Source organism: Psychrobacter sp. (assembly GCF_036731945.1).
GTDB lineage: Bacteria > Pseudomonadota > Gammaproteobacteria > Pseudomonadales > Moraxellaceae > Psychrobacter.
In genome coordinates, this window is sequence record NZ_DAINDI010000083.1 from 1 (window position 1) to 3,438 (window position 3,438).

Genomic DNA, 3,438 nt, shown 5'->3' on the forward strand with positions numbered 1-3,438 from the left:
GAACCTGAAGATCAAGTTGCGAAATTACCAAGCAAACCATTTTTACCTGAAAAGCCTGCCGTTAAAAGACCGCCAGTGAAAAAAACGGTCAGTAAAAAGGCTATTAAGAAGGAGTCATTATAATGGATATTGATAACTTTTTAGCAGCCAATATTGGTACCCTTATCGCGCCTATCGATGGCAGCCATCATGGGGTGGGTGAAGACCTGATGTTTGATCCACGTATCGATGCTATCGTTGCTGCTCGTCAAGAGGATGATCCATTACTGGCGCAAGGAAATTGGGTTACTGAGCTAAAAGTAGCCGATTGGGATTTTGTCAAAAACCAATGTGCCGAGTTACTCAGCGATACCAGTAAAGACATGAAGCTGGCACTTTGGTATGTCGATGCATTGAGTCATACCGATCATTTAGCCGGTATTAGCCAAGGTTTGAGCCTACTGCAGGCACTGAATGATGAATATTGGCTGACCATGTATCCGCCACTAGATGGCGAAGAAGATAGTATGGATATCAGAGCGGGGCTGCTGTCATGGTTCGTCAAAGCGCTCACTGATGATATCAAACAGCTATCGCTGGCTGATACCAAAACCGAAAGCTACGACTACAACTATTATCTCACCGCGCGTGATCATGACAAGCAGCGTCAGCAAAATCCCGATAGCGAAACCTCCAATCAACTAACATTAAGTGACTACAACCACGCCATAAAGAATAGTAGTGAAGCTTGGCAAAAAGCACTCATGAGCAATCTTAATAAGGTTACTGAGCAGTGGCAGGACCTGACTGATCAGCTCAATGATCTAATGGGTATGGATGCACCAGTATTTGCGCCAGTCACGGATTTATTAGTTGCCCTGACCCAACATTTGCGACCGTTGATACCAGAGTATGCCGATACTACTAACAATATGAGTCCAGATGGCATAACCGATACTGTAAACAGTACAGATGATAATGAAAGTACGATGTTGGACGGTAATAAATCATTAGCTAGCACAAAAAATGTCATCTTAACTGATTTTAATCCTAGCAACCGTGATCATCAAAGCAATCGTCGGCAAGCGCTTAAATTGCTGGCTCAAATCCAAGAGTATTTTGCGACCAATGAGCCACACAGTCCAGTGACTTTTTTGCTAGGTCGAGCGATTGATTGGGCTGATATGCCGTTGGATCAATGGCTCACTCATATCATCAAAAACGAAGATCAATTATCCATGATCTCTGACATGGTTGGTATTCAACCGAAACGACAATCGTCTGACGATAGCTATTGATGGTCATTAAAGTTGGATTGTTCGGGCGGTTTCTCCACTAGCAATCTCTGCGAAATGTGTGATCTTGTGATATTAAACTTTGCGTCTTTGGACTAATAGAGAAGGGCTTGTCATGGTATGGACACAAAAAAATCGGCATCTGCAAATTAGTAGTGCCCATCCTGATATTGCCAGCAGTCTCATTCAACAGGCTGACTTGCTTGAAAGCTTGCTCGGTATGCCGCTGCCCGACAGTGTTTGGAGTAAGCCCGCGCTTATGCCAGCGCCTGATGCCTATCCAAGTCCTTATCATCATGACCAACGAGCGCAGTCCTATCAGCAGCGCCAGCTTGCACTGTATTGCGGCTACCGTATTAGTATCACAGTATTGCATCCACAAGTAGGGCTGGATATAAAGGAGTGGATAGGGCAAAGTATGGCTATACACTGGCATACGGGTGACACGCTACTACCAAGCCAAATTCGCCACGGCATTATTACCGAAGCCGTCGCTCTAGGTAGCAACAGTGGCATGGCCGCCTACCGCATTATTTGCGAACCTGCCCTTAGTCAATTACGCCTATCCAGTCATAATCGCCGTCATCATCATCTAAGTTTAAGCGAGCTTATCAAAGATATTATTGGTCTGTATGATATGGACGTCGAGCTTGACGAACGCCTTAGCGATGATAGTAATTACCATATTCAGCATAGCGTTCAGTATAATCAAACAGATTTATCTTATCTAACACAATACTTGGCCCTCTACGGTGTCACTGGCTACTACCGTCATGAGAACGATAAGCATACTTTGGTTTTATTGCCACACGACGCTGCAGTCTTACGTCCAGATATAAACGATATTCAAAGTATCTTAAGTCAAAACCCTGCCAATCTCGCCGATAGACAAGACCGTATCACTGTCATTCGTCCACGTATTGCTCAGCATACCCAACAAAGCAACCTATATCGCTATGATAACCGCCTGATGGGTACTTATACAGGCAGTAGCAGTAGCGAGCAACCTATTGACTCCTCAAGCAGCACCCATCAGCGCTTTTTACACAGTCATAGCCGTTTTGATGATGAGGGTCTCGATAAGCTCGCTATCCGCTACCAGCAGAACGCGCAGCAGCTTGCCAATCTAGGTAGCTTAACAGGCAATATCCGACACCTGAGTCTGCCAAGTGTTCATTACATTGATGGCAATCCTTATGTGACTGAGCCCATAAGCCTAGTCTCCATTCACCATCATATCAATAATCATATTCCAGCAGATTGGTTGGGGACAGCACCCTTTGATCCCATTGCTCTACAGCCCAATGCGAGCCATAATACTGATGACGACAATGATAACAACGTCCATCATATCAATGCCTGCTACCTACCGTTTCCGCATCATCACCATATTCCTTATGGAGAACAGCTTGCTAGAATTGGGCAACCGCATCCGGGTCTGACAGGTCTTATAAGCGCCAGTATCATTGATACTGATAGTAACGCCATTACTCATGATCGTAACCACCGTGCCCATATCAGATACCATTGGCAATCAGATGACAGTAATGGAAGTGACAGCGCGCACTGGATACCTATCTCTAGTCACCTCGTCGCCGACCACATGGGACAGACTCATCCTTTGCGTCATGGGCAGCATGTTCTCATCGACTTCATCGGTGGTGACATCACTCATCCCATCATCATTGGCAGTACCCATAACGGGCAAGGTAATTCTGATGCTCAGCATAACAGTATTGCCAGCGATACAGATATGATTGATGCCACCAGTCCCGCTTGGTTTATCAGTCAAAGCCATGCTTATCCCATAGACGGTATCAAGACTCAGAGTATTGATAGCAGTCGAACAGGCGAAGCTACTAAAGACTATCTTATCAACGGCTATAACCAGCTGATGTTTGACGCCCATCCTGAGAGTCCGCAAATCAATGTCTATAGCAGTAGCTATCAAAGCAGCCTAACCATTGGTCATCTGTATCAGCATACCGACCACACCCGAGGACAAGCACGGGGACAAGGTATCAGCATCGAGACCCAAGCCGCTGCCAATGTGCAAGGCAGCACCGGTATTCATATCAGCAGTCAAGCATCAAATCTCTTATCAAAATCTCACATGAGCCATGACAGTCATAGCAAACTGCAAACTGCTGACCAACACCAACAA

General features: G+C 45.5%; 2 protein-coding genes. Both read left to right on the plus strand.

Annotated elements, in window-relative coordinates; all coding sequences use genetic code 11:
- Positions 1–122: 122 nt before the first annotated feature.
- The gene (tssA, locus tag V7D75_RS13110; protein ID WP_333614907.1) at positions 123–1,277 is read left to right on the plus strand and encodes a type VI secretion system protein TssA; all 1,155 of its coding nucleotides are present in this window, start codon (positions 123–125) and stop codon (positions 1,275–1,277) included.
- 112 nt (positions 1,278–1,389) lie between these two features.
- Positions 1,390–3,438 (plus strand): contractile injection system protein, VgrG/Pvc8 family (locus tag V7D75_RS13115; RefSeq protein ID WP_333614908.1); only part of this gene is annotated, 2,049 nt, incomplete at its 3' end.

Bases quoted from the DNA above. Each gene is read 5' to 3' on its own strand.
- tssA (WP_333614907.1), top strand. From the start codon at position 123: ATGGATATTGATAACTTTTTAGCAGCCAATATTGGTACCCTTATCGCG.